The sequence below is a fragment of the Fusibacter paucivorans genome (assembly GCF_018390735.1).
Classification (GTDB): domain Bacteria; phylum Bacillota; class Clostridia; order Peptostreptococcales; family Acidaminobacteraceae; genus Fusibacter; species Fusibacter paucivorans.
Map to the genome: position 1 here is coordinate 164968 of NZ_JAHBCL010000001.1, position 26823 is coordinate 191790.

At 44.5% G+C, this 26823-nt stretch carries 23 protein-coding genes; 5 read left to right on the forward strand and 18 right to left on the reverse strand.

Features of this window, described 5'->3' with window-relative positions:
• The first annotated feature begins 44 nt into the window (after positions 1-44).
• Positions 45-965, forward strand: a complete 921-nt coding sequence (locus KHM83_RS00725) for a LysR family transcriptional regulator (protein WP_213234975.1) — start codon at positions 45-47, stop codon at positions 963-965.
• Positions 966-1107: 142 nt separating this feature from the next.
• Here KHM83_RS00725 and KHM83_RS00730 read toward each other — a convergent pair whose 3' ends face one another.
• The 4 genes from KHM83_RS00730 to KHM83_RS00745 all read right to left on the reverse strand — a co-directional run bounded on the left by KHM83_RS00730 (position 1108) and on the right by KHM83_RS00745 (position 3763).
• On the reverse strand, positions 1108-2103 hold the full coding sequence (locus tag KHM83_RS00730) for a DUF4003 family protein (protein ID WP_213234976.1): 996 nt from the start codon (positions 2101-2103) through the stop codon (positions 1108-1110).
• Between the two features lie 163 nt (positions 2104-2266).
• A complete protein-coding gene (tsaA, locus tag KHM83_RS00735) occupies positions 2267-2743 on the reverse strand; it encodes a tRNA (N6-threonylcarbamoyladenosine(37)-N6)-methyltransferase TrmO (RefSeq protein ID WP_246542794.1) in 477 nt (158 codons plus the stop codon).
• 27 nt (positions 2744-2770) lie between these two features.
• Complete coding sequence (locus KHM83_RS00740) at positions 2771-3271, reverse strand: GNAT family N-acetyltransferase (protein ID WP_213234978.1); 501 nt, start codon at positions 3269-3271, stop codon at positions 2771-2773.
• Between the two features lie 21 nt (positions 3272-3292).
• Positions 3293-3763, reverse strand: a complete 471-nt coding sequence (locus KHM83_RS00745) for a MarR family winged helix-turn-helix transcriptional regulator (protein ID WP_343213088.1) — start codon at positions 3761-3763, stop codon at positions 3293-3295.
• Positions 3764-4143: 380 nt separating this feature from the next.
• Here KHM83_RS00745 and KHM83_RS00750 point away from each other — a divergent pair, with 380 nt between their 5' ends.
• From KHM83_RS00750 to KHM83_RS00765, 4 genes are all read left to right on the forward strand, one after another.
• Positions 4144-5790, forward strand: a complete 1647-nt coding sequence (locus tag KHM83_RS00750; protein WP_213234980.1) for a PucR family transcriptional regulator — start codon at positions 4144-4146, stop codon at positions 5788-5790.
• A 198-nt stretch (positions 5791-5988) separates the two neighbouring features.
• A complete protein-coding gene (locus KHM83_RS00755; protein WP_213234981.1) occupies positions 5989-7314 on the forward strand; it encodes a cytosine permease in 1326 nt (441 codons plus the stop codon).
• Positions 7315-7476: 162 nt separating this feature from the next.
• Entirely contained in the window at positions 7477-8577 is a 1101-nt protein-coding gene (locus KHM83_RS00760) for a DUF917 domain-containing protein (RefSeq protein WP_213234982.1), read from the forward strand.
• On the forward strand, positions 8570-10123 hold the full coding sequence (locus KHM83_RS00765) for a hydantoinase/oxoprolinase N-terminal domain-containing protein (protein ID WP_213234983.1): 1554 nt from the start codon (positions 8570-8572) through the stop codon (positions 10121-10123). The genes KHM83_RS00760 and KHM83_RS00765 overlap by 8 nt, the downstream gene beginning before the upstream one ends.
• Positions 10124-10452: 329 nt before the next feature.
• On the opposite strand, the gene KHM83_RS00770 is transcribed toward KHM83_RS00765, so the two are convergent.
• From KHM83_RS00770 to KHM83_RS00835, 14 genes are all read right to left on the reverse strand, one after another.
• A complete protein-coding gene (locus tag KHM83_RS00770) occupies positions 10453-10959 on the reverse strand; it encodes a nucleoside-triphosphatase (protein ID WP_213234984.1) in 507 nt (168 codons plus the stop codon).
• Positions 10960-10975: 16 nt separating this feature from the next.
• Positions 10976-12190, reverse strand: coding sequence for an ABC transporter substrate-binding protein (locus KHM83_RS00775; protein WP_246542796.1), 1215 nt, complete (start codon positions 12188-12190; stop codon positions 10976-10978).
• 70 nt (positions 12191-12260) lie between these two features.
• The gene (locus tag KHM83_RS00780; RefSeq protein WP_213234985.1) at positions 12261-12986 is read right to left on the reverse strand and encodes a methyltransferase; all 726 of its coding nucleotides are present in this window, start codon (positions 12984-12986) and stop codon (positions 12261-12263) included.
• The gene (locus KHM83_RS00785) at positions 12983-13759 is read right to left on the reverse strand and encodes an ABC transporter ATP-binding protein (RefSeq protein WP_213234986.1); all 777 of its coding nucleotides are present in this window, start codon (positions 13757-13759) and stop codon (positions 12983-12985) included. The genes KHM83_RS00780 and KHM83_RS00785 overlap by 4 nt, the downstream gene beginning before the upstream one ends.
• A 40-nt stretch (positions 13760-13799) precedes the next feature.
• Complete coding sequence (locus KHM83_RS00790; protein WP_246542815.1) at positions 13800-14777, reverse strand: FecCD family ABC transporter permease; 978 nt, start codon at positions 14775-14777, stop codon at positions 13800-13802.
• Positions 14778-15207: 430 nt separating this feature from the next.
• On the reverse strand, positions 15208-16563 hold the full coding sequence (locus KHM83_RS00795; protein ID WP_213234988.1) for an FAD-dependent oxidoreductase: 1356 nt from the start codon (positions 16561-16563) through the stop codon (positions 15208-15210).
• 223 nt (positions 16564-16786) lie between these two features.
• Entirely contained in the window at positions 16787-17974 is a 1188-nt protein-coding gene (locus KHM83_RS00800) for a CaiB/BaiF CoA transferase family protein (RefSeq protein ID WP_213234989.1), read from the reverse strand.
• Positions 17975-18223: 249 nt separating this feature from the next.
• On the reverse strand, positions 18224-18481 hold the full coding sequence (locus KHM83_RS00805) for an HPr family phosphocarrier protein (protein WP_213234990.1): 258 nt from the start codon (positions 18479-18481) through the stop codon (positions 18224-18226).
• Positions 18482-18684: 203 nt separating this feature from the next.
• Positions 18685-20124 carry a 6-phospho-beta-glucosidase gene (locus KHM83_RS00810; RefSeq protein WP_213234991.1) on the reverse strand — a complete coding sequence of 480 codons (1440 nt, stop codon included), beginning with the start codon at positions 20122-20124 and terminating at the stop codon, positions 18685-18687.
• A gap of 164 nt (positions 20125-20288) precedes the next feature.
• The gene (locus tag KHM83_RS00815; protein WP_213234992.1) at positions 20289-21242 is read right to left on the reverse strand and encodes a Cof-type HAD-IIB family hydrolase; all 954 of its coding nucleotides are present in this window, start codon (positions 21240-21242) and stop codon (positions 20289-20291) included.
• A 38-nt stretch (positions 21243-21280) separates the two neighbouring features.
• Positions 21281-22153, reverse strand: coding sequence for a BglG family transcription antiterminator LicT (gene licT, locus KHM83_RS00820; protein WP_213234993.1), 873 nt, complete (start codon positions 22151-22153; stop codon positions 21281-21283).
• A gap of 152 nt (positions 22154-22305) precedes the next feature.
• Positions 22306-24198, reverse strand: a complete 1893-nt coding sequence (locus KHM83_RS00825; RefSeq protein WP_213234994.1) for a beta-glucoside-specific PTS transporter subunit IIABC — start codon at positions 24196-24198, stop codon at positions 22306-22308.
• Between the two features lie 41 nt (positions 24199-24239).
• Complete coding sequence (locus KHM83_RS00830; RefSeq protein WP_213234995.1) at positions 24240-25661, reverse strand: glycoside hydrolase family 1 protein; 1422 nt, start codon at positions 25659-25661, stop codon at positions 24240-24242.
• Positions 25662-25960: 299 nt separating this feature from the next.
• A complete protein-coding gene (locus tag KHM83_RS00835; RefSeq protein ID WP_213234996.1) occupies positions 25961-26809 on the reverse strand; it encodes an AAA family ATPase in 849 nt (282 codons plus the stop codon).
• Positions 26810-26823 lie beyond the last annotated feature (14 nt).

Sequence of the window (26823 nt, forward strand, 5' to 3'; positions counted from 1 at the left end):
TATAATTAAAGTGAAAAACAGGCTCTTTATAAGGAATTATTGATATGACATTGGATCAAATATATTATTTTATTGAAATTGCAAAAACAGGCTCAATGAGTCAAGCTGCAAATGTCTTGCACGTATCGCAGCCAAATATCAGCATGACGATCAAATCGCTTGAGAATGAAGTCGGCTATGCGCTTTTTAACCGTATTCCCCGCGGTGTAGAATTAACGCGCCAAGGTGCCGAATTTTTGTATTACGCCGAGTCAATTGTCAAAAATGTTCAGGAAATCCAAGCCATCCGAGAACCAGATCGAGAGCATCTCACGACTTTTGCCATTTCTGCGCAATACGTCTCTGTCGCCATTTATCCACTTGAAGATATGTATCATCTCTTTGGCAATCAGGCAAAAACCTTCACCATTCGTCAAAACAACTTTTCCGATGTCGTTGACGATGTTGCCAGCGGGTATTCTGATTTAGGCTTAATTAATATCTCTGTTCATCAAACGGACTTCATCAACGCATTGCTCGAGCGGAAAGGTGTCACCTTTACACCTATTGATCGGCGTGAAATGGCGCTTGCCGTTTCCTCAAGTCATCCACTCTGTGATGCACCCAGTGTCAAATGGTCTGATTTTTATGCGTATCCATTGGCGATCGTTGAGTATTCTGATAAAGCGTATTTCAGTGTTCAGGACGTTAAACACCTCTCGTTTGATTCCTTTAAAAGCAAATTTTACGTTCAAGATATGCTCTTTCTCTATCATTTAATGACAAGCCTCAACGCTGTGACATTTCTATCCATTGGCAAGCATCATGATCTTGATAACCTGCTGAAAAAATATCAGATGCGCATTAAAGTCTATACAATGGATGATCCTGTCGTCCTCACCTTTGGCTATATCAGGCAAGCCTCTAAGCCGCTGGATTATATGGAGCAGTATTTTATCAACGCCCTTAAGAAACACCTCGGCTAATGCCGCATTGTCGCAGTATTCGATTTTCTGAAAAAACAAACACCCCCGTGTAAACTCACGAGGGCGTTGCTGATTCATGCATCATGCTTGATATCGTATCATTATAAACGTATCCGCAGCATTGTTTTCATATCGTGGCGCATCAAGCCCCGCCTGAACCCGAACTCGATGCAGCTGCACTTGTCGATGCAATCACTGCACACATAGCGGCTTGCTGTGCTGCAATCAGCGACATAGCAGCATTTACAGCCGTTGAACTCGTTAGGCCGTCTGGTACGCCTATGTAATCACTGGTTACCAGCATCCCAGCATGCATTAAGCGCTGCTTTTTGTCAATGCCGAATATGCCGTATCCCTTTTGCTCAGATAGAAAACGGTCAACCGATAGGATATCATCTATCACAGAAGCTTCGTCCGCGGGGATCATGGCAAGAACACCAAGTGTTGCAAGTTCATAGTTTGTGCCATATTTTCGTCCCCTTTCCTTTAATGCATTAAAAAGCGTCAGCGTCTTTCTGCATTTGTCTTCGGCGATCCCCTCGCAGAGTGCCAACACATGACTTAATGACTGCACGGCATTGCCTGAGAAAAACTCAGGTTTTAAACAATCGTAACAGCGCTTCGTTTCTTCAACGATTTGTTCATCTGTCAGCTCCGACATTGCAAGCAATGCCGCAAACACACTGTCCTCACTGGAAGTCAGAAAAGGGTGATCATGCTTCATCAGCTCATAAATATGTCTCGTACGTGCCGCAATCGTATCATAACGCACTGATCCCGCCATGTTCGTAATCATCATGGAAACTAATGGCAAATATTGAGAAGTAAAAAAATGTTTCTTTAATGAAGAATAGACCTCTAGTGCATTCTCTAATTTATGCTCAGGATTGTGATCAATCGCCATCATGGTAATCATAACCAGTTTACCGGTGCCTCTGAAATTAGAAAATAAACCGACCTGTTCTTTCAGAATATCCCTGCAATGCTTCATTTTATTTGCATCTGGTTTCTGTCGTTCATTTGCAAACATTGCTGCACAAATCGGGATGAGGTAAGCACTTTCCCAGTTAAAGGTCTTTTTTATGTTGTCTCTATTTTCGATGAAATGATCGCATAATGTCGATAAACTGTTTCTCATTGTCATCCTCCTTTTTGTCGCCTTCACTCAATTGCGGCTCTTTATAAGTTTATCACACTTTGCCGAATTCAGGCTTTATAAGGATGCACATCATTTATTTGACAGTGTTTAAAATGAAGCATTAGCTATTCATACGCTCTATTCATGCGCTCTTTTCAACGTTTTAGACAAAACGCTGATCGGACTTCCTTGCCTGAATAGCCTCTGCTGGTTTATCCAGCCACCCAACGCGAACAGGCGCCTGCGGCAAATCAAATGCGGGGACATACGGTTTGATATCCAGCAGCGGCGTCCCATCCAAAACATCGAGGTTTTGAATATAAATCCGGCATCCTTCAATACGGTCAATGGCAACCACAGACATGCCAATGGCGTTAGGCCTCACTGGCGCCCTTGTCGCGAAAACCCCGTGAACCGCATCGTCCATAAATGGCTTGACCAGAAGTTTGGACTGCTTGACTTTATGAAAATGATAAAGTATGTAGAGATGACTGAAACCATCTAAATCTTTCAGCCCCTCCACATAAGATTCTTCAATTTCCAAATAACCTGGCGATGCCAGATCACCCGTCGGTTGAATGGGCATCTCTTCAAGAGATTTAAACTGACTTTTCACAACACCAATTGCTTTAAATTCCAATGTGTTCATCTCCTTTAATGATCCATTTTATTTCAGCAGTTTCTCATAACAATTAAATTGCAACGGCCTTCCTAAGAAATTGATATGGCCAGTAAATTGATAACCCAAACTCTGAAAAGCGATATTCATCGCCTGATTTGTCGAATACGTATCCGAACGAATTGCCTGTATGTTCATTTCAGATGCCAGCGTTTCAGCATATTGCATCAGTTGTTTACCAATGCCCTGACCACGCGCATTCATCGCTACCGCCGTTCTGTGGATAACCAGACATTTTTCAGGTGTCTTCCACGCCGCACCCACATACTCTTCCGGTTGATGTGTATCCAAGCAGACGAATCCCAGCAAATTGCCATCTGATTCACGGTAAGCAAACAGATTTCCCTTTTCAATATCGGCTAAAAAAACGCCGCGGGTCGGGTAAGTGTCATCCCATTGATGGTTGTTGACGCGTTTCATCTCTGCAACCGTTTCAGCAATAATCGCCATGATTCTGTCAATATCCTTTTCACATGCTTTTGAAATCATTTAAAATACGGCATGACTCTCTCATTCAGAATCATGCACCCCTCCTTTATAATTTTTTGTTTCATACCAATCCGGCGCAAGATTGGCATTCATTTTCTGAAGCAATTTTTGAACTGTGTTAATTTCTGCAGTCGTAAACCCTTCGAAACATTTGTCAATTGCTCGGTTTTCTTCATCAATAATCATATTGTAAACCGCCTTCGATTTACGCGTCGAGAACAACCGGAAAACGCGTGCATCCACTTCATCCTTTTCCTTTGTTACATAGCCGTCACGAATGAGTTTTTGAACCGCTTTTGTCGTTGTCGTCTTATCGACTTTCAGCATAATAGAAAGTGCCTTTAGGCTAATTCCCTCATTCTCACAAATACGCGTCAGAAAAATATATTGATTCTTATGCAAATCCAGCGTGATGTATTTAATATCATTAATGGTATTAACCGCCCGCGCCAGTGATCCAACATCTCTTAGTATAGAGCCTTTCAGTTTCAAGTCTTTCATCTCCCTCAGTCATAGAAACCATTTTACTTTGTGCTGTCAGCATTCAATTGTCTAAACAGATCGAACAGAATCCTGAAATTAACAGAATTATGAAATTAGTTGAACTTTCAACTAATTATAACTGCCTTTTTTCTGTTTGTCAATGTTTCTCACATGTTGGCGCTTTCGTTTGCATTTTAATTTTCGCATTTGACATCACACGGATGTAACATCATGCCTTTCAGCTAAATGCAACGATTTCATTAGATAATCAGGCACAATTATGGTATCATAAATGAAATTAGCGTTCGTTATTAACGTATGAACAAAAACTGTATCAATTATTGTTGATCCTACCGCCAATGGCATGTTGAAAACAAGGAGGTGGACTCATGCGCGTCACCATTAGAACACTGCTCAATCTACCGTCATTAAGTCATGCAAGAGTCGTCGCCGGAGAAAAAGGGCTCGACAAGGTGGTCGATTCAATTTCCGTTCTTGAATACTCTGAACCGACGCCGCTGCAAGAGGCGTTTTTCGATGAAATCGAATTTTACGGCAACGAAATTGCCGTAGCCGGTTTTGCACACATCAAGGATGATGTGGATGCACAGTGTCAAACCATTATGCGGCTTCATCAAATCGGCGAAGTTGGCCTCATTCTTTACTATGTTGGCATTTTCGTCCCGAAAATCGACAAGCGCCTAATAGACTTGGCCAATGAACTTGATTTCACGCTTATCTGCATGCCTGAAAATCGAATGGATCTTAAATACAGCGAAGTGATCTACGAAGTCATTGAAACCATCATCAAAAACAAGGCACAAGACCCTTATTTCGTTCCCGAAATGCTGGAACGCATCAGCAAGCTGCCTGACCATCAGCGCAGTATTGACACCGTTTTAAGAATTATCAGCGATCGCATGACGAGTTCTTTTTACCTAGTTGATTCACATTTTAATGCCGTCAACATGGCCAACTGGCCCGCAGTTAGTTCGGTTAGTCTCGAACAGATCGCTAAATACTACCAGATGAAATGTTCGAAATTGCCAGCCATTCCCACCATGATTGAATTGACGCGCAACATCTGTGTCTGCGGTAAGATTATCGAAAGTGAAGATGCAATGCCAATGCACCTGATCATGGTTAAAGAAGACGGCACGCTATCAGATGAACAATGCGAACAAGCTGCTGAAGTCATCCAGCTCTTTATCAACATCTGGAGCAAAGGCCACGGTAAAATCGGAACAGACGAACTCGTAAAAGCCATTCTAAATGATGAACCGATGAAAATGAAAAGACTCGCTGAAATTCTCAGTATTGATATTCAGGCCATTGAACATATGATCATTCTTCGCGCCCGAGGCGATTCAAAAGATGAAAAACAGCTCAAAGCGCTGCATGATTTCTGGCAGCATACGGTCAGCGAATTGGTTGCATTGTATTTCGATGTCAGTTTTACAGGTATTTATCACGATACTTTTGTTGTATTTCTCGGCAGTGAAAAAATAAAATGCGCCTGTCAGGCTGTTGAAGAAGCGCTCCTAGAGATGCGTACAGACGATATTTCGGCCTCTTCATCTTTTATGCTTGCAACCGCCTATGGATTGGCCAATACAGCAGAAGTGCGGCGCGCCTTTTTACTTTACAAAGATTACTTTGAAACCGCCAAAACACTCTACCCACATCGAAAAGTGCTCTCCCAAGAGATGTTTGCTTTTGCAAAGCGCTGTCATGATATTATCACTATCGGCGAAAACAGTATTTTGGAGGCAACCAGCATCCTCGCACCACTTATCAGAAAAGACGGTCCTCGTGATTTGCTCTGTGAAACACTGACCATTTACCTGCTGGATGGCGCAAGCAATGTTGCCGCCACCGCCGCACTGCTCTTTGTCCATAAGAACACCATTAAATACCGTATGAATCAGATCTGTGCCGCGCTAAACTGTGATGTCAATGCCATGCCGGAGCACTATAGCCTTTATCGCGCCTGTGCTGTCAAACGTCTGCTTGACAAGCGGCACAATGAAGGTTAAGATCAATTTAGATTAGAAAGACCTCTCATTTGTCCAAAAGGACAAAGTTGAGAGGTCTTTTTTTGCCCTGCAAACAATTACATTTTCGTAACAAAAGCATATAATCAAGTTTAATTATCTAAGGCAATTGCCTCATCAATCTTGACAGCATCGTTTATTCGCAATTATTAACTCGAAACCATTAAAGGGGGAAATCAAATGACAAACAAATTAACTGGGTTTGAAGTAAAACCTGAACAGAGACAAAGCTGGCAGTCTATTGCCATGGTGTGGATTGGTTCCATGATCTGTGTCCCATGCCTAATGATCGGCGGACTCATTGGCAGCGGCATGCCGATTGGCAACGTCATTACCGCGATCATCATTGGTTACGGTATCATCTGTGTCTATATGAGTCTTATTGGCATGCAGGGCTGTGATACAGGACTGCCAACTGCTGTTATGGCATCCGGTGCACTTGGCGAAAAGGGTGCGCGCTATATTATCAGTTCCGTCCTCGCCATTGCCTGTATCGGATGGTTCGGCATTCAGTCAGCTGTCTGCGGCACTTCATTTTCCGCGATGCTCCTTTCGATGACCGGCATAAATATTCCTGTGGGGCTTTCATCAACTTTCTGGGGCATTATCATGCTGGTAACAGCTTGCTATGGCTTTAAAGGTCTTAAATGGCTCAACTTCGTTGCTGTCCCAATGCTCCTTATCGTCTGCGGTTACGGTGTTTGGGCGGCAATGGCGCAATTTGACGGCATGACCGTTATGGCAAATTACGTTCCGCCTCAGCCTATTCCGCTTATGACGGGCATCAGCCTCGTCGTTGCCACTTTTGCAGTGGGAGGCGCCATTAGCAGTGACTACTGCCGTTTTGCAAAGAGCCGCAATGACGTTATCAAATCTTCTGTTCTCGGCGTTTTACCGGCAGGTCTGATCATGCTTCTCGTTGGTGCCGTTATGAGCATCGTAACCGGCGAGTATGATATCAGTGCGGTTCTAACTGCTGTTGGCGTACCGGCAGTCGGTTTAATCGCTCTCGTCTTAGCTACTTGGACAACCAATGTCACCAACGCATACAGCGGCGGCTTATCGCTTTCTAATCTCTTAGGTGTTGATGAAAGCCGTTTCAAAACGACAACAGCGATTGCAGGCGGCTTTGGAACCCTGTTGGCAGCAGTTGGTGTATTGAGCAAGTTCACCGCATTTCTAACACTTCTTTCCGCATTGGTACCAGCACTTGTCGGCGTTCTGATTGCGGACTATTGGATTATTGGCAAGGGTGATCCAAAACAGTTCAAACTGCGTGAAGGTGTCTATGCACCCGGCATGATTTCATTTTTAGTTGGCGCATTAATCGCCTGCATCACCGGTGGTACGTTTGCTTCATTCCCGGCACTGGTTACAGCAATGCCGGCACTGAACACCCCATTCTTTATAGGCCCGGTAAACGGCATCATCGTTTCTATGGTTTTATATATCGTCTTGGTAAAAGTAATGCCGCAGCCTGAAGCCAGTTACAGTGAAGCAGCTTAGGCATAAAGTATCTAACCGATTGTCGTGGAGGATCAACAAAAGGTAATCATGCAATTACCTCGTTTAACGGGTCACGCGTAAAGAATAGATCACAAGAATATAAAACTTTAAAAGATATAAAAAGCTAAACATAAGGACAAAGATAGAAAGGAAGGCATTATTTTGAGAAAAATCGGTTTAAAAGAAATCGAAGACATTGCACTTGGTGCCGCACTTTTAGGTGCTGGCGGCGGTGGTGATCCCTATGTCGGCAAGCTCGTCGCAATGGGGGCCGTCAAAGCGTGCGGCGATGTCACACTACTCGATCCCGAAGAAGTTCCGGACGACGCACTCATTGTTCCCATCGCTATGATGGGAGCACCGACCATTTTAAGTGAAAAGGGGATCGGCGGCGAAGAATACAAAACGCTTCACAAGATGGTCTCTCAATTCTACGGCAAGGAGATCTACGCATTTATGCCGATTGAAGCAGGTGGCGTCAACAGTATGCTTCCCATTGCGGCATGTGCGCGCCTCGGCATTCCAATGGTCGACGCCGACGGTATGGGACGTGCTTTTCCCGAACTGCAAATGGTGACTTTTACCATTGGCGGCATTAAGGCAACACCAATGGCACTCACTGATGAAAAGGGCAATTGCGCGATCTTCGATACCATTACCAATAAGTGGACTGAAGAACTGGCACGTGCCGTTACCATGAGCTGTGGAGGGTCGGTTTCTGTATCACTCTATTGCATGGATGGTGCAACACTTAAAAAATACGCCGTTAAAAACATCGTAACGCGCAGTGAGCAGTTAGGCGCTGCCATCCGCAATGTTAAACACAGTGGTGAAGCATCACCTGAAGCCGCATTTTTAAAGGCCACCGAGGGCTTCAAACTATTTAAGGGCAAAATTGCCGATGTACTTCGTGAAACGAGAGACGGCTTCAACTTCGGTAAAGTCGTACTGGAGGGCATTGACACGGATCGCGGCAAAAAAGCCTCGGTCACGTTCCAAAACGAAAACCTCGTCGCAGAAGTTGACGGCGCCATTCTCGCAACAACGCCCGATCTTATTGCCATTGTCGATTCCGAAACCTTTATCCCCGTGACAACTGATGCATTGAAATATGGCAAACGCGTTATCGTCGTCGGATTAAAATGTTTTGAATTATGGCGTACGCCAGAAGGACTTGAACTCGTCGGCCCGCGCTATTTCGGCTGTGATGTCGACTATCAACCTATTGAAGAATTGATGAAAGGCGGTGAAACCAATGTATAGACTCGGTATAGACGTTGGCGGTACCAATACAGATGCCGTGATCATCGACGAGGCATTGAACGTCGTCGCGCAGATAAAACACCCGACATCTGACGATATTTATGACGGTATTCTCGGTGCAATTGATGCCATATTATCAGAATCAAAAGTTGATCCCAAAAAAATTCATTTGGCAATGCTCGGCACGACACAGTGTACCAATGCCATCGTCGAAAGAAAACACCTTGAACCCGTCGGCCTGCTGCGCATTGGCGCCCCCGCAACCCTCGGCGTTCCACCGCTCGTCGACTGGGCTGACGATATCGCCAAAGTAGCGGTATCCGTCGCAATGATCGGCGGCGGTTTCGAATACGACGGCAAAGCCATTGCCGCCTTTGACGAAGCTGCAGCCACTGCTTACTTCGAAAGTTTAAAGGGCAAAGTCAATTCCGTTGCTATTTCCTGCTGTTTTTCAACTATTCGCGATGAACATGAAAAAAAGGCAGCCGCATTATGCCGTAAAGTTTTAGGTGACGACGTCCACGTCTCCATTTCCAGCGACGTCGGCTCCATGGGACTTATAGAGCGCGAAAATGCGACGGTTCTCAATGCTTCACTTTACAAGGTCGCTCAAAAATTCACCGATGGTTTCGCCAAAAGTCTTTCCGAACACGGCATTGACAATGCCAAGATTTATATTTCTCAGAATGACGGCACGCTGATGACCATGGCACACGCTCAAAAATATCCAATCCTCACTATCGCCTGCGGTCCTACCAATTCCATTCGCGGCGCCAGTTATCTCGGAGAGCTTAAAGAAGCCATTGTCATTGACGTCGGCGGCACCACCACCGATATCGGCGTCATCCAAGGCGGTTTTCCGCGCGAATCCGGCGTTGCCGTTACCATTGGCGGCGTCCGAACGAATTTCCGTATGCCGGACGTTTTATCCATCGGCCTCGGCGGCGGCTCCATCGTCCGACAACATCCTGACGGGAACATCACCGTTGGACCTGACAGCGTCGGTTATGAAATTACGAAAAAAGCGCTTGTGTTTGGCGGCGATACCCTAACAGCCACGGATATCGCCGTAAAGCTCGGCATGTGCCAAATTGGCGATGCCAGCAAAGTTGACTTTCTCGAAACTGATTTCGCTGAACGCGCCATGACCGTCATCAGAAATGCCATTGAAAACGGCATTGACGCCATGAAGCTGTCCAGCGATGACGCCGATGTCATTCTCGTCGGTGGCGGTTCCGTTATTGTCCCGTCAACACTGACCGGCACGCGTCAAGTCTTGATGCCAAATTATTTTGGAACAGCCAATGCCATCGGCTCAGCCATTTCCAAAATCAGCGGTACCTACGAAAAACTCATCGACTATGAGACACTGCCGAGAGAAGAAGCCATTGAAGCGGCTAAAAAAGAAGCGATTCAAATGGCGGTTGATTCCGGCGCAGCCAAAGAAACCGTCGAAATCATTGATGTCGAAGATGTGCCACTCGCTTACTATCCCGGGAATACAAACCGGGTTAAAATTAAAGCAGCCGGCGATCTGGCCATTTAACGGCATTAAAGTTGATTTCACGATCCAGAAATCTAGCCTATTTAATTCTGCTTGATTTTCTTTCTTGATATTCTTAATGTCTCTTTTATAAAGGAAAAATCGCCGATACGGATTTTAAAGTTTGTATCGGCGACTTTTATTTCACGGGATTTCAATTCACCTTCAATCAATCATCTATTATTCACTGATAGACGTACCATATATTCTCTAACAAAGGCTAAAATTAATATATCACGTAGACTCTATGATTAGTATCGTATCGTTTCGTACACTGTATTGAGCGGCATACTGTATTGAACACTCAACACTGCGAGCCGATTGCCTTTATGCTACCACGCGAGTGCTTTTATCAGCTCATCCAGTTCGGCTATCCGCATGGTGCGATTGGCCTCTGTAATGTGAAAGAGCATGGCGTTGTCATTTGCACGGACAGCATCCAAGAAAGGAGCCGAACGCGCTTTCACCACGGCCAAAACCGGTCGATCACTCGCCATGATTTCTAAAACGGCATCACAAAACACTTTTGCATCGCGTTCCATAAACCCCAGTTCATCCATGACAATAAGCGACTGCGTTGGAAACCGGTTAATTGTTTTGCCAAATGTATCAAAAACAGACGGATAGGCCGTCATGATCCCATTTGCATCGCATTTACCAATGCATTGCGGTATTGCCCGTCCTTTCAGCAAATGATGCGCATCGTATAAAAATACCTCACTGCCCCGCTTGATGGTAAAAAAACCGTTGATCTCCAAATGAACCTGCGACAGCAAAGAACGTACTAAGGTTGATTTCCCAACACCTATTTCACCTGTAATCAAAATTTTCGGAATCATTTCTCACCCGATATCATTACTGTGCTCTTTCCATCAGCGTTTGATACTGCGCTTCTGATAAATCACAATGATAAAAGTTTTTAAAATAAGCGGCAACTTCCTGATACATATCGTAATCAGCTTCTTCGGGATAAAACAGCTCAGTCATCCAAATCATGCCTAAATAACGCTGCACAGATGGCGGAAAGCCAAGCCAGTTATAAGGGACATTGGGCACTTCATAATAACGGCCGTTTGCAATTGCCGGTATGGTTGCCCATGCAGGGTCATCGCCTACCGTGTCATATATACTGCCTGGGCCGAAAACAATAACATCCGGCTGCCAATTGACAATTTGCTCCATATCCACTTCATTCCCCGCACCGCTGGACACTGGGCTGTCTACAACAGCTGCATTGTTTGCAAGCAAATCAAATACCTGCGCGTGAAACGATCCCTTGGCAATAACGTGCTGTCCCTTGTCGCCCAAACAATAGAGCAGATTAACTTTTTCGACGCCCTCGGCAATCGATGCCGTTTTGGCATAAATCGTCTCGCAGTACGTCGCAAGTGCTTCGGCCTCTTCTGGCATATCAAGCAGTTCACCCAATTTTCGGTAGGCTTCTCCCATATTGTCGAGGTTAGCCGTGATATGGACAAATGGGATTCCCGTTTGCGCTTGGAGCATGTCCAGATCTGCTGTAATGGAATCTTTTGGTTCACCGACATCAATGACCACTTGTGCACCACTGGCAAGCAGCGTTTCTAAATTCAGTTCCCCCTTGCCGCCATACAGCTGCCCCAAAACCGGCATATTGTAATAAACGGGATCAAAATAAGGCTCTGCTTCTTTCGACCACTCGTTTGCAATCCCCACGAGCTTATCCGGTGCCAGCGAAAAAACAACGATCTGCGTCAATGGTCCTGATATAGCCACTTTGGTAATATGTGCCGGCACTTCTACGGTTCTGCCCACGGAATCAACAAAAGAAACCATTTCATCTGAATCGCTTGCCTCATTTGACACACTGGATGCTGGTTCTGATTCTGCGACAGCTTCTCCCTCATTTGATTCAGTTGACGGTTCTGCCACGGCAGAAACTGCTGTTTCTTCACCATCTTTCGATGCTGTTTCAGCAGATGCCTTTGCCTGACAACCGCACAGCAATCCCAGTACAAGCATAACGGTTAAAAAAAAGGCGATCCCCCTTCTGCCTTGATAGCCATGCCACTTCCTATCATGCTTTAACATTTGTATTCCCTCCATTTTCTCTAATATTGGCGTTTACCATCCCCATATTATTTCATCACCTCTAAACCATTTATAATCCGTCAAGATCCGACGTCTTTACAATGAAAATGCCAACCTCACGATCCATATGACTGTAATATGGAAATATCTCGGAGTGATTATCTGACAGCTTCATTTTTATTGTGTTGAAATCAATGCTCGCCGTATCCGATTCCCGGCTGTACAATCGATAAAATGCAACTGCGTCTTCTCTGCTTCGGAATGGCTGTCCCATCTCCAGCTTCAGCATTTCTGTTTGATAGGGTATTGAAAGCATTTCAAATGCCGCTTTTGAATGGCCATAAGTACATTTGTGAATAGGGCTGTTTATCATGGCAAACCGATGCGTCTCCCAGTTTTTAAAGATCATCATAACCGTGCCGACACACTGCGCTTTTGCTAACTTTAAGTTTTCTTCCGCGGAGCCAAACATACTAAACACCATTGCGTCATAAGGTTTTTGGGGTACGTGTGTATAAATATCTTCTTCGATGACATCAATATTCTCAATACGGTTCAACCGGATATTATCCCTCAATACGTCGAGTGGCCTTGATGCTGTATCCACAGCCGTAATTTTTTGAAAATAAGTTGACATAGCAAGGCTTAGGTATCCGAGGCCGCAGCCGGCATCGCAAATATGGGCATCATGCGGAAGCCACTCTGCAATTTTGGCACCGACCGTTAAGTGTGTGCCATTGTACTCATAGGCATCTTTCATATAGCGAACCATTTCCGGCTCCCACAAAAACATCATTTTGACATCCTTTCCAGAGAAGGTTTAATCCATCGTTCATCGCCGATGGCGATCATTTCTACAGGTTCTTTATAAAGCGTCTCAATTAACGATGCGTCCACAATGGTCTTCGGTTCTCCCATTGCTAAAACACGCCCGTTGTGCAGTGCAATCACTCGGTCTGAAAACATGAGGGCATGCTGCGGATTATGGCTTGAGATCACGATCGTATAACCTTCTTGCTTCAATGCATTTACGCGCTTAAGCACGCGCAGCTGATTGCCGTAATCCAAATTTGACGTTGGTTCATCCATCAATATGACTTTTGAATGCTGTGCCAGCGCTCTGGCAATAAGGATCATTTGCTGCTCGCCGCCACTGAGCTGATTAAACTGCCGGTTGGCATAATCCTCAAGCGCCATCATGGTCAGTGCCTCCAATGCGCGCTGATAAGCACCTTTATCCGGTACCGAGTACTTGGGAATACTGCTTGCCAGTCCCATCACAACCATCTCCAATACTGTATAACTAAACGTCGATATATGCGACTGCGGAATATAGGCCACTTGCTGAGCCAATTGCTGAGGCGATAATCGCTTAATGTCTTTCCCGCCAATGCGGACAGTCCCTTCATAGTGCTTTGTAAATCCCAAAAGACATCGAAAGAGCGTACTCTTCCCAACGCCATTAGGCCCCAGCAATGCCACCATTTCTCCCGATCGAACTGTAAAACTGACCGATTTAAGAACAGGCCTCTTGCCATATTGAAAGGTCAGTGAATCAACTGCAATCATATTGTCTACGCCTCCTGTCTAAACGATACGCTTTTTCTCGCTATACATTTTCTGAATCTCGCCTGAAAATCAGCACTGCAAAAAAAGGTGCTCCAATAAAAGCTGTTAAGATCCCAATAGGGATTTCAGTTGCCATCAGGTTTCTTGAAATATTGTCGACAAGCAGCATGAACACCGCACCGAAAATCATACTGGCCGGCATCAAGTAGGTGTAATTATTGCCCATGATTTTTCGGCATAAATGCGGCATCACGAGACCGACCCAGCCGATCATACCACTGACCGAGACACTTGCAGCCGTAATCACTGTTGATGCAATGATAACGATCATTCTAACTTCTTCCGGATTGACACCCATGCTTCGACATGCTTCATCGCCCATTGTCAAAAGGTTAATGCGCCACCTTAACGCAAGCAGCGGCAGAAGACCTAAGAGCATCGGCCCCGCTATTGTAATGACTTCGTACTGCTTCGCCGCAGAAAAGCTGCCCATTAGCCAATAAGTTATTGCCGGCAATTCATTGTTTGGATCTGCAACAAGTTTGATAAAAGAAGTCCCCGCCGTAAAAATGGAACTCACCATGATCCCGGCGAGAATCAGATTCATCACCGATCGCCCCGGCGCCCATTTCCCAATATAATAGACAATCATCACTGTAATGATACTGAAAAAGAATGAGGATATTGTTATCACAGACGTTGAGGCGCCAAGTAAAAATGCCAGCGCTGCACCAAAAGCGGCACCCGATGTCGCACCTAAAATATCAGGAGATGCCATGGGATTTCGAAAAACACCCTGATACGATGCACCGGCTACCGAAAGACAACAGCCCACCATACTGGAAAGCATAATTCTGGGAAGTCGAATGTTAAAAACGACTGCTGCCATTGCCGGTGTCCACGTCTTCTCTATTGGCAGCACACTGCTTGCTAAAATCCTGACTAATTGAGACAGTGATACCGGATAGCGGCCAAAACAAAAAGACCCAAAAAAAGAGATGGCAAAGAGAACGCCCATTCCCAAAAGTTTCTGATTGGGTGTCAGAGGCAGTACCAAGGACTGCTTCTGTCTTTTTAGCCTCGTTAATATATGTATTTGTTCCATTCCTTCACCTCGCATTTCCTGCCGTCTCGTTTCAGCCATTGCATTAAATTCAATTGCCTTGTTGGTAAACGTTCAGTATAAAACTCTATTGCAATTTTTATGCCATGTTCTGGAAAACATTTTCATAAAAAAAACCCGCAGACTTTTTATCGCCTGCGGGGCAGTTTTTAGAAGCACTTTGTATGCTTTTGCGTGATTATTCAGTTAAATGAATCTGTTCAAACAGCATTAAAAGAGGGTAACAGCGTGCACACAGTGATTGCTCATCTGCGTAACAGCCATTACACATCAATGCCATCAAAACTATGTTTAGATGTTTATAGCATCCATTGTTTTCGTGCGCTTATTTTAGTTTGCGCGCAATGACTTCAGCAGCCTTAATCAGCGGGTATGCTGCCGGCGATGCGGTTAGCATCGGTTGTGTACCAATTTGAGATACCAAAAGGTCATTCAGCGTCATACCGCCTTGAATAATAAAGCCAATCACGTTGATGAGTTCGCCGACACTGGTGCCGCCGATGACTTCACCGCCTAAGATCCGTCCGCATTCTTTGGAAACAATAAGTTTAACGGTTTGCTGATGTGCTCCGGCAAGTTTTCCCGGGTGACGGTCCATTCCCGTAAAGCTGCCAGTGATAATCTCAAAACCTTCTTTGCGCGCCCCGCCTTCTGTCAGCCCTGCTACACCATATGAGCTTTCACCGATATTGGTTGAATAGATGCCAATCGTCCCTTTAAATGATCTGACAGTGGAAAGGCTGTATAGATTGAGTCCTGCAACCCTTGCTTCTGCACATGCAGTAGAGGCAAGCATCGTCGTCGCCAATTTCCCGGTGGCAAAATCACGTTTGCCGGCACAGTCGCCTGCTGCAAAAACATTGGCCGCGCTGGTACGCATGTATTCGTCAACGGCAATATAGCCAAGGTCATTAATCTTTAACCCCATTGCCTTTGCAAGTGCTACATTGGGGCGGTAGCCCATCGAGAGAATAACAGCATCTGCTTTAAGCCGTTGGCCATCTGACAACTGCACGGCTTCGACTTTTCCGTCGCCTTCAATTGCCTTAATGCCTACACCTGTCAGAATGTTGACGCCGCGCGCCGCAAGTTTTTCTTGGGCAACGCCAGCGATGTCATCGTCAAATGCAGCTCCTAGGATACGATCCTGTATTTCCACCAGTGTTATTTTCTTGCCTGATTTATTGAGTTCATCTGAGGTTTCGACACCAATAAAGCCCGCGCCGACAACAATAACACGATCCATTTCACTCAGTTTTGCCATAAGTTCATCTAAATAAACTTTATTTTTAGGAATCGTAAAAACATTTTTTAATTCAGCACCTACGAGCCATGACGGTACAAACGGCTGCGATCCCGTTGCCATAATCATTTTGTCATAAACGATGCTGTCACCGCTCTGCGTTTCGCACAGCTGCTTTTCAGCATCAATTGCATTGACTGTATCAATGCAAATTTCAACACCAAGTCCTTCGAGTCCTGCATCCGGCAATATGTTTTGATCTGTGCCGTCAAGCGATCCGAAAATATACGGAATGCCGCATGGAATCATGACTTTAGCCTCTTTCCGAATAAGCATGACTTTTTTATCAGGATGATTCGCTTTTGCCGTCATCGCCGATACCAGCCCCGCAGCACTTCCGCCTATTACCAATATGTCCGCTTTCTTTTGAGTCCCCATTTCCAACCTCCATCGTATTATTTGTATCACAATACTTTCATTATACGACGAAAAAAGTTTTTGTCAAATGCCCATAACTTTTTTTGCTTCTTATCCAATCTAAATCTTGATTCTATTAAGTAAGAAAAGGCCAACATCACCTTTCGTTTGTAAAAAAGCAGCTGCCAGAGACCTATTGGTCTCCAAGCAACTGCTTTTAGATTTTGCGATAACATCTACAACCTTAAAAAATACCTTCTGCTTTTAATGCTTTAATCTCTTCATCTGTTTTGCCTAAAAGCGTCTTCAATATTTCATCAGTGTGCTCACCGAGTACAGGTGCCGCCGTACGTATACTTCCCGGCGATCTACTCAGTTTAATTGGAATACCTGGGATATGTGTCTTGCCCGCCACTTCATGAGCCACCTCGACAATCATCTCGCGTTCAAGAACCTGCGGATCTTTTGTAAGCATTTCAATATTGTTGATCGGTCCGCAAGGTACACCGGCTTCTGTCAGCCTATGGTACCAAGAATCCGTTGTATCCGCTTTAAATTTTGCCGCAATCATGGGTCTCAGTGTTTCATAATGTTCTGTTCGAAGCGGATTCGTACAGTATTTTGGATCGTCGACAATGGCTTCAAGTCCAGCTTCTGCACAGAATTTACGCCATAGGTTATCATTGCCGACTGCAATCATAATTTCACCGTCACTGGTTTCAAATGGCTCAAACGGTACAATAGACGAATGCTTGTTGCCTGCCGGTTTTGGCGATTCGCCCGTGGCAAAATAACGCGCCATGGCGTTTTCTAAAATCGCCACTTGGCAGTCGAGCATTGCCACATCCACTTTTTGTCCCCTGCCGGTTTCATTGCGGTAATTCAGTGCGGCCAATACGCCAATCGCCGTAAAGAGTCCTGCTGTAATATCGCCAATGGACGGTCCAACACGCGTTGGTTTGCCGCCGAGTTCACCTGTAATGCTCATAATACCGCCCATGGCTTGAACGACACCATCATAAGCAGGGCGCTTGCTGTAAGGTCCCGTGTGTCCAAAACCGGAACTTGCCGCATAAATCAGACTTGGATTAATTTCTTTTAAGACATCATAACCCATCCCCAGTTTTTCCATGGTTCCGGGTCTAAAGTTTTCGACGACGACATCAACTGTCTGAATGAGTTCAAAAAACAACGCCTTTCCAGACTCACTCTTTAAATCGAGCGTCATGCTGCGCTTATTGCGGTTAATGCTCATAAAATAAGCGCTTTCACCATTAATATATGGGCCAAACTGTCTTGAATCATCACCTTTTTCAGGTACTTCGATTTTAATGACATCGGCGCCTAAGTCGGCAAGAATCATTGTGCAATAAGGCCCTGCCAAAACGCGTGTCATATCCAAAACTTTAAGGCTACTTAAAGATTGCTCCATACTAAAACCTCCTGATGAACATGATCCATACATGTTCTTCTGCTTATTGTAAATTTGACATTTCGTCATTTTCATTCTAACAGGTTTAGTGCCGCCTAAAAGGAGCCGAAATACCGCCAGTTTTATAAAACACTGTACGAATCAGGTGAAATGAGCATAAAACAAGCGCTTATCTGTATTAGGTACCCTGACAGATAAGCGCTTATCATTCAGTGTTATAAAAGATTATGATGCAATGTGCTCAATTGACTATAAATCCTGTAGAAAGAATGCTTTTAGCTTTTCAGCCATTTCCGTTTCATCGTTGCCTTCGACAACGCATTCGATATCACTGTCTTTGGCAATGCCGAGCGACATAATCCCCAAAATGCTCTTTGGATTGCCTTCGCGACCGTTGCTAATGAGTTTTATCGTCGATTGGGCGCCCGCACACAATTTCACCAGTTCAGATGCCGGTCTCGCGTGCATACCTTCTTTAAAATTGATCTTTTGTGTAAATGTAACCATGATTGCCTCCATTCTATAGCCTACAACTTAATGTTTTTAACGCTATGTCCTTAAATGATATCGCCTATATTTAATGTTCGATCATCTTAATGCCCTAGAACTTTAAATTCTATACTTTAAAGCGCCACTGCTTAATGTTTTACGTCTTAATCTTCTGCATCCTTGTGCGCTGAACCTCTGTGCGCTGCGGCACAAAGCCACTGCTAAAGAATGCCGCCATTGCTGCTGATGACTTCCTTGTACCAATTAAAGCTCTTTTTCGGTGTGCGCTTTAAGCTGCCTGCTCCCGTATTGTCCTTATCGACATAGATATAGCCATAGCGCTTTTTCATTTCACCTGTTGAGGCGCTTACAATGTCAATACAGCCCCATGATGTATAACCCAGTGTCGGTACCCCGTCAACTAGAATAGCATCTCGCATGGCCTTCATATGTTCACTGAGGTATGCAATACGGTAATCATCTGAGACAAATCCGTTTTCATCCGGTGTATCAACGGCGCCAAGACCGTTTTCAACAATAAAAAGCGGTTTTTGATAACGATCATATAGGGCATTCATGGTAATTCGAAGTCCAAGAGGATCTATTTGCCAGCCCCACTCACTCGCTTTAAGATAGGGGTTTTTCAAAGAACTGAAAACATTCCCCTCCGTTTGTGTCATTACCGCAGGATCAGCACTGGTCAACCTAGACGCGTAATAACTAAATGAAATAAAATCAACGGTATGTACCTTAAGCATCTCCTCATCGCCTTCGAGCATCGTCAGCTTGATGCCCTTCTGCTTTAATTGGTTGAGCGCATACTGAGGATAAGCACCTCTTGATTGCACATCAATGAAAAAATAATTTTCCCGATCCTTGCACATTGCCTCAAAGACATCTTCCGGCGCGCAGGTATTGGCATAAGTATTCCCAGCCGCAAGCATACAACCGATTTGAAAAGCCGGATTGATGCGCTTTGCCGCTGCGGTTGCCGCCGCACTGGCAACAAGCTGATGATGCGCTGCCTGATATTTAATCTGCTCGACATTTTCACCTGATTCAAAACGAATGCCGCCGCCGATAAACGGCAAATGCAAAATCATATTGATTTCATTAAATGTCAGCCAATATTTTACCTTGTCTTTGTATCGATTAAATAGTACTTCGCTCAGTTTTACATAGTGGTCAACCATTTCCCTGCTTCGCCAGCCGCCAATGGTCTGCACGAGATGCATCGGCACGTCAAAATGCGCAATGGTCACAAGCGGTTCAATTTTATACTTGATGCATGCGTCAAACACGCGATCATAAAAGGCGAGTCCTGCCTCATTGGGCATTGTCTCGTCACCTTTTGGAAAGATTCGCGTCCACGATATGGAGATTCTAAGCGTTTTAAAGCCCATTTCTGCAAAGAGGGCAATATCCTCTTCATAGCGATGGTAAAAATCAATGGCTTCATGTGATGGATACTGATGATTCTCATCACAGGTATTGACTACCATCTCGCCAGACATTACTGGAAATCTATCTTTTCCCGATGGAATCACATCCACGGTTGAAAGCCCTTTACCACCCTCTAAATAAGCGCCTTCACACTGGTTTGCCGCTAACGCGCCGCCCCATAAAAAGCCTTCTGGAAAGGTGTTTTGCTGTTTGTTCATAAAAAAACCTCCTCAAAATATATGTGTTCATATGCTTAAAAAGCAATGTTGTTTGCGTCTTTAAAAAAACACGTTTTCTGCGCTAAATGCTAAATGACATCACTGTACATTTGCACAAAAGCAAACGACAGCGAGGGGACGCGCCTTTTGGCGTCTTATGCCTTTCAGTTGCTGAGATCAAAATGGCGTTCCAGCATTGCACGTATCCCTTCGCCGTTATTATCAAGTGTCGTTGCGTCGGCAAGTGCTTTCACATGCTCCGCCGCATTGCCCATTGCAACACCGCATCCGGCATAGGCCAGCATCTGCACATCATTGTCACTGTCGCCGAATGCCATAATCTGCTCTGATGCCACCCCTAGCTGCTTTGAAAGTTCTGCAATCCCTGATGCCTTATGGACGCCGTTCCGCGTCAGTTCAATGGTAAATTTAAATGTTCGTGCCACTTCCAGTGTCGTCTGCTCTCTTAAAAGGCGTTCAATGGCATCTGCCTTTTCTGGCGAGTTGATAAACAATACAACTTTAAGAATACCTGCGTGATCACGCAGGATTCTTTTTTGCATGCGCCTGTGTCCCGGTACATAGACCAGTCGTTTTGATAGGAACTGCTTATAGCGAATGTTGTTGAACAAATGAAATAAATAAACACCTAAGCTTTCAATATAAATGTAGGTTTCGCTGTAATAAATCGGGTGCAGATCGTATTCAATTGATAATGCATTTAACTGACGCAGACTTTCGGCATCCATCGTCTGCGCAAACCGCAGTTTTTTTGAATTAACTTTCCCGACGGCTGCGCCGTTTGCCGCAACATAATAGGCGCCTAGATCAATCAACGATGCATAATAGCGTGCATCCACCGGATGCCGTCCTGTACTCACGACGACGTGCACCCCTTTTGCCATTAATGTCTTTAGTGCCGAAACAGCCGATGGATTAGGCATGTGCTGATCATTGAGCAATGTGCCGTCTAAATCGACGCAGACCATCTGATATTGATTTTCTGTTTTATTTTCTGCATTATTTACGATCGTTTTTGCTGCGGTATGCTCTATCACTTCTTCCACCGTATTTCCTGCTGTGCTGTTTAAAGGTTCTTCGGCATTGATTGCTTCCATGGCTGCTCCTTTCGACTGAACTACTTCCATGCCATTGATCACTTTTTGAGACTTTGAATCACTTTTTCAATGTGGACAATTAAGTAAGTAAGCTCTGCATGATTGATTTCAAATTGGTGTACCTCATGGGCATATTTCTGAATTTTCTGCGCACAGGCATACGATTCCCTGTACTGTGATGAAATCATGACAAAAAGCTTTTCATCGGCATCATCTTTTGCTGAATCTTTCGCTTCACCCAGATCATTGTTCTTTTGACTGCTGATGATCCGCTGTGCAAAGAATTTTAAATGTGTGACCAGCCGCTGGTAATAAAGCGAATCTTCATCAAACTCAATATGGTAATGGTATTTCATAATACTTAGTGTATCCTGAATAATTTTGATCATCGTCACGACATTCGGCATCGCTTCACCGAGCTCGGCATTGACGATGTGCATCGCAATTGAGGCTGCTTCTTCGTCGGGGAGTTCGATATGAAGGTTTTTTTCAATAGCCTCAATGGCCTTAACGCCGACTTTGTATTCTTCGGTGTAGAATCGCCGTATTTCCCATGACAGCGGATTACTGATGGTTAATCCCTTTTCAATGCGTTCTACTAAAAAGTGAATATGGTCCGTTAATGTCAAGTAGATATTTTCATTTAATTCGCATCCGAGATCTCGTTTGGCCATGGCAATGATAGCTTCTGATATTTCAACATATTTAATCGGCAAATCCCGTATCAGTTTTTTTAGTTTTCGTGAGACTTCCTGATCTTCCAAACGAAAAATGCGCTCTACTTTGTGATTGTCCAGAATATCGCCGATCTTCTTTTTAAAAGCAAGTCCAGATCCAGTTACCACCACTTCGTTTGTATCTCGATCTATGGCGATAACGGCATTATTATTTAAGATTTTCTTAATTTTCATGCAACCACCTTTTCCGCTATTTTGGGACATCCTTTTCACGATTATCACATGCCGAACGGCACGGAAGACACTCTCAATAATCATACCCCTCCGCACCGTTTTTTACCATCCTTTGGTGGCATCTGAAAATATACCATGCCCACATTACTTCATTAGATCACGCTCATAACACATTCGTTCACAGTCGCAACGCGGTCATTGTTCAATGCGAAGTCAACATAATCATCTGAATTTGTAATCACCACAGGTGTAATCAGTGAGTAGCCAGCCGCTTTAATACCTGCCATATCAAATTCCAGCAGCAGATCGCCGCGCTTGACAAAATCACCTTGATTGATTTTAGCGTCAAAGAATTCACCGTTGAGCTTAACCGTATCCATCCCGACGTGAATGAGAATTTCCATGCCGGTTTCCGTTTTGATTCCAATGGCATGCTTGGTTTTAAAGAGCGTGACGATTTCACCGTCCACCGGTGCATAGACTTTGCCTTCTTTTGGCATGATGGCAAATCCCTTACCCAGTGCCTCGCTGGAAAAAGCAGCATCTTCAACTTGATTAAGCGGTACGATTTCCCCTGCGATTGGTGCGTAAATCATTTGAACCGGAGCATCACCTGAAGCTGAGACTTCAACAGGCTCTTTTTCTTTATAGAGAATCATGGTTGCAACAAATGAGAAGACCATTGCAACGCCAACACCTGCTAAGGCGCCGAAAATACCTGTGATATTATTGGTTGCCGGATCAATGTATGACGGAAAGCCAAAGACGCCCAAACCACCGAGCATATACGTCTTCACGCCGAAAATACCAATGATAGCACCGCCGATAGCCGCACCAACACAGGATATCCAAAACGGCAGTTTTCTCGGAAGCGTTATACCGTAAATTGCCGGCTCAGTCACCCCAAAGAAGCCTGAAATAATAACGGGTATTGTAAATGATTTAAATTTAACGTCTTTTGATTTAAACGCCAGTGCCATAACGACAGCAGTCTGCGCAAATGAAGCGGCAAAGACAAGTGACAGAATAAAGTCATAGCCCAGTGCACCTAAATTGACAAACGACAGCGGAATGACGCCCCAGTGCAGACCAAAGATAACGAGGATCTGCCATAATGCACCGAGAACGAGACCTGCTAAAATTGGACTAATGCTAAAGACAGTATTGGTAATCACGCCGATTAACGATGTCAACACGGATGCAATCGGTCCAACGACGATAAACGTTAACGGTGCGACGACAACCAGTGTAATGGTTGGCACCAAGAAGGATTTCACAACATCGGGAATAACGGTTTTCAACCATTTTTCAAGTTTTGATGCAATAAAGACCGCCAAGATAACCGGAACAACTGAGGAAGCGTAGCCTGCCATCGGAATGGTAATCGGCAGTCCGAAGAATGTCGCATAGATATTCGCCGCAAAATCTGTTCCCGCAAACATCGTCCCGATAACTTCACCTGAAGCCATTGCCAGGACATCGTTGACATACATCAGCGCCGCCCCGAGCGCCATCCCCACAAAGAGGTTAGAATTGAATTTCTTGGCCGCTGTGTAACCTAAGAAAATCGGCAAGTAGTGGAAGAAGCCATCACCGACAGCATACAGTACTTGATAGACGCCACCCGCAGTATCAACCCAGCCAAAGAATACAAAGAGTGCTAAGAAGCCCTTAATCATCCCCGTCGCAACGAGTGCGCCCAATGCCGGCTGGAATACCCCTGAAATAATATCGATCAGCGCTGCACCCGGGCTCAATTTAACGGCTTCGCCTTCGCTGTTGGCAAGATCTGATAAATTGCCGACTTTAATAACGGATTCATAAACATCCGGCACGTGATTGCCGATGACGACTTGGTACTGTCCACCGCTTTGCATGACGGTGACAACACCATCTAGTGCTTTAATCACATCGGTTTTTGCTTTCGACTCATCTCTTAATTTAAAGCGCAGCCGCGTGATACAGTGTGTCACACCTGCGATATTTGATTTTCCGCCTACGTTCTTAATAATGTCTTTTGATAATTGATCATATTTACTAGACATATAAACCTCCTAAACTCCCTAAGGATAACTATTTTGCTTTATTAGGCTTTTGACGCTCTTGATAAAGACGCCCCGTTGGATGCAATTATATCTTTGTACCAGTAGAATGATTGCTTACGGTATCGTTTCAGTGTTCCCGTACCGTCATTATGTCGATCGACATAAATATAGCCGTAACGTTTTTTCATTTCTGCCGTCGATGCACTGACGAGATCAATACATCCCCAAGAGGTATACCCCAACACGTCGACGCCATCTTTCAGCGCCTCCTCAACCTGCACCAAATGATCATTCAGGTAAGCAATTCTGTAATCATCTTTCACCGTATACGCGCCCTGCTCGTCCTGTACGAGTTCGTCTATGGCGCCAAGGCCGTTTTCAACGATAAACAACGGTTTCTGATAGCGGTCATAGAGTGTATTCAGCACATATCGCAGGCCTTTGGGGTCAATCTGCCATCCCCACTCGCTCGCTTTAAGCAACGGATTGGGAACACCCGGCAATATATTGGCAATATCTCTTTCGACGTCTTTTGACGTTTCACAGATGCTCATATAATAACTAAAGGATACAAAGTCCACCGTATTTTTGAGTACCGTCGTATCTTCCGGCAATATTTCGAGTTCAATGCCGTTTTCTTTAAATAGGCGTTTAGCATATGCAGGATACGCGCCTCTAACGTGGACATCGCTGAAGAGTAAATTGCTGCGATCCAGTGCCAATGTCTGAATCATATCATCCGGTGACGGTGTCATCGGATACACCGGCAGTGCCAGCACCATGCATCCGACTTTAAATTTTGGGTTGATCTGATGGGCAATTTCGGTCACTTTCGCACTGGCGACGAGTTCATGATGAATCGCCTGGTATAAGTCCTGTTTTGACAGCTGCGCCTTTGGTGTCAAAATGCCGCCGCTGATAAAGGGTGCATGTAATATAGAATTAATTTCATTAAACGTCAGCCAGTAAGTGACCTTGTCCTTGTAACGCTCAAAAAGAGTTGTTGCATAGCGCACATAAAAATCAATCATCTTTCGGCTCTTCCAGCCATCGTAAGTTTTTGCCAAATGAAGCGGCGTCTCATAGTGCGAAATGGTTACCATGGGTTCAATACCATATTTCAAACATTCGTCAAAGACACCATCGTAAAAGGCAAGCCCCTTTTCATTGGGCTCTGTGTCGTCACCATTCGGAAAAATGCGCGACCACGCGACGGAAATGCGCAGCATTTTAAAGCCCATTTCCGCAAATAATTGAATATCTTCTTTGTATCTATGATAAAAGTCTATGCCGATGCACTTCAAGTTGTCTTCTGTCGGCATTTCTGTGATGGGACCTGCAATGCCCTTCGGTGTCACATCCTGTACACTAAGTCCCTTGCCGTCCTCGTTATAAGCGCCTTCAAGCTGATTTGCCGCTGTGGCGCCACCCCATAAAAAACCCTCTGGGAACGCTGAAATCATATAACCTCCTAACATAACCTAATTGCTCTTTTGAAATTGCTTTACTTTCTCACAATACGTTTTAATTGTTTGGCCAAACAACTTTGATTAAAAAAAGCAATAAAAAAAGACCAAAATGTCATTCAACGGTCTAAACGTGAATAACAATTCTGGTCTTGCCTGATTCAACAGTAACAATCCAACATTATGTTTGATTTGTGATACAATACTACCACGTCGATTTTTGCTTGTCAATAGGATGTACTAAAAAAAATGCATGCTATTATGTTCATCTTTCGCACACTTTAAAACCTCTCCGATTAACACCCTCGAAAAAAGTTTTGATAAATCTGAATATTTTCCAGTTCATGATACGCTTTTAAAACAACGGGATCACAGTCAAAATCGTATATCTTAGCACCCTCAATGGCTAAGAGAAATGGCGAATGCGTCGCCATGATGATTTGACATCCAAAGTAGCGAACCGCCTCTTCAATCAGCTTTTTAAGTTCAAGCTGAAGCTTTGGTGAAAGGCTGTTCTCCGGCTCGTCCAAAAGAAAAAGCGCATCATCTTTCAGCCTTTCCGTGAAATAGCGAAAAGCATTTTCTCCATTGGAATGTGTTCTAATATTCGCGGCAAGATTATCGCGAACATATCTCGACTGCGTCTTGCGGCGCGATTCATTAACCTGTTTTAGGCGATCGTAATCTTCCAGCGACTGCATTTGAAATTTTGCGTATTTCGCATCAAGATATTCATCAAACATCGATTCACGTCTGTGATCAATTCCTAAATTGGCATTTCGTATGTTCAATGCATAGTCAAAGACATCGTCACTGGTGACAATAGCGCTTCCTTCGGGTATTTTCGCCTCAACTTCAAGGCGATAAAAACACATTGTCAAATAATTTTCGAAAAAGTTCGTCCGATTGTAAACGGCACTGCGATTTAGTTTTAATTTTTCAGCGATAATATTCAATGCCGTCGTCTTGCCGGAACCATTGCCGCCATAAAGGATTGTAATGGGTTCAAAATCAAGCTCCAACGGCTCATCGGAAGCCAATACCTGAAAGGGGTAGAATGTCGTGTAGCAGTTCCGAGCCACTGACATAAAAAAGTTGAATTCCTGATCTTTGCTCGGAAAAACGAATTTTTCTAAATAACGCACGATAGCCTCCTGTA

Excerpts from the sequence above, each read along its gene's own strand:
- KHM83_RS00755 (WP_213234981.1), top strand. The coding sequence starts at position 5,989 with ATGACAAACAAATTAACTGGGTTTGAAGTAAAACCTGAACAGAGACAA.
- KHM83_RS00730 (WP_213234976.1), bottom strand. The coding sequence starts at position 2,103 with ATGAGAAACAGTTTATCGACATTATGCGATCATTTCATCGAAAATAGA.
- KHM83_RS00765 (WP_213234983.1), top strand. The coding sequence starts at position 8,570 with ATGTATAGACTCGGTATAGACGTTGGCGGTACCAATACAGATGCCGTG.
- KHM83_RS00750 (WP_213234980.1), top strand. The coding sequence starts at position 4,144 with ATGCGCGTCACCATTAGAACACTGCTCAATCTACCGTCATTAAGTCAT.
- licT (WP_213234993.1), bottom strand. The coding sequence starts at position 22,153 with ATGAAAATTAAGAAAATCTTAAATAATAATGCCGTTATCGCCATAGAT.
- KHM83_RS00790 (WP_246542815.1), bottom strand. The coding sequence starts at position 14,777 with ATGGGCGTTCTCTTTGCCATCTCTTTTTTTGGGTCTTTTTGTTTTGGC.
- KHM83_RS00770 (WP_213234984.1), bottom strand. The coding sequence starts at position 10,959 with ATGATTCCGAAAATTTTGATTACAGGTGAAATAGGTGTTGGGAAATCA.
- KHM83_RS00775 (WP_246542796.1), bottom strand. The coding sequence starts at position 12,190 with ATGTTAAAGCATGATAGGAAGTGGCATGGCTATCAAGGCAGAAGGGGG.
- KHM83_RS00810 (WP_213234991.1), bottom strand. The coding sequence starts at position 20,124 with ATGAACAAACAGCAAAACACCTTTCCAGAAGGCTTTTTATGGGGCGGC.
- KHM83_RS00795 (WP_213234988.1), bottom strand. The coding sequence starts at position 16,563 with ATGGGGACTCAAAAGAAAGCGGACATATTGGTAATAGGCGGAAGTGCT.
- KHM83_RS00805 (WP_213234990.1), bottom strand. The coding sequence starts at position 18,481 with ATGGTTACATTTACACAAAAGATCAATTTTAAAGAAGGTATGCACGCG.
- KHM83_RS00725 (WP_213234975.1), top strand. The coding sequence starts at position 45 with ATGACATTGGATCAAATATATTATTTTATTGAAATTGCAAAAACAGGC.
- KHM83_RS00780 (WP_213234985.1), bottom strand. The coding sequence starts at position 12,986 with ATGATGTTTTTGTGGGAGCCGGAAATGGTTCGCTATATGAAAGATGCC.
- KHM83_RS00830 (WP_213234995.1), bottom strand. The coding sequence starts at position 25,661 with ATGATTTCAGCGTTCCCAGAGGGTTTTTTATGGGGTGGCGCCACAGCG.
- KHM83_RS00800 (WP_213234989.1), bottom strand. The coding sequence starts at position 17,974 with ATGGAGCAATCTTTAAGTAGCCTTAAAGTTTTGGATATGACACGCGTT.
- KHM83_RS00740 (WP_213234978.1), bottom strand. The coding sequence starts at position 3,271 with ATGATTTCAAAAGCATGTGAAAAGGATATTGACAGAATCATGGCGATT.
- KHM83_RS00815 (WP_213234992.1), bottom strand. The coding sequence starts at position 21,242 with ATGGAAGCAATCAATGCCGAAGAACCTTTAAACAGCACAGCAGGAAAT.
- KHM83_RS00825 (WP_213234994.1), bottom strand. The coding sequence starts at position 24,198 with ATGTCTAGTAAATATGATCAATTATCAAAAGACATTATTAAGAACGTA.
- KHM83_RS00785 (WP_213234986.1), bottom strand. The coding sequence starts at position 13,759 with ATGATTGCAGTTGATTCACTGACCTTTCAATATGGCAAGAGGCCTGTT.